1 protein-coding gene is annotated in these 246 nt (G+C 67.1%); it reads right to left on the bottom strand.

The window, feature by feature from the left end:
- Positions 1-246, bottom strand: a 246-nt coding sequence (locus tag SB756_RS33840) for an acyl-CoA dehydrogenase domain-containing protein (protein ID WP_410913733.1), incomplete at both ends; no start/stop codon positions are given.

The raw sequence follows: 246 nt of genomic DNA, 5'->3' as shown, positions 1-246 counted from the left end.
AGCTCCTCCTTGGCAAAATCATCCACATCGATGACCTTGCGCCGCGCCGCCTCGGCCTCGTGCAGGCTCTGGGCCTCGGCGGCCTGCAGCACGCCGGCTTCCAGCGCCGCGTCGATGGCCGATTCGCCGGCAGCCGGTTTGACCTGGCCGCTTTTCAGCGCTTCGTGGAGCTTCTTGTGCAACGGGTGCACGGCGCTCAGCAGGTTGCTGGCATGTTGCAGGGCGCCCACCGGGTCGTCCTTGGAT

The organism is Pseudomonas sp. SIMBA_068 (genome assembly GCF_046534705.1).
Lineage (GTDB): Bacteria > Pseudomonadota > Gammaproteobacteria > Pseudomonadales > Pseudomonadaceae > Aquipseudomonas > Aquipseudomonas putida.
Note: the sequence above shows the minus strand (reverse complement) of the source record. Positions and strands in the feature narration are given on the sequence as shown.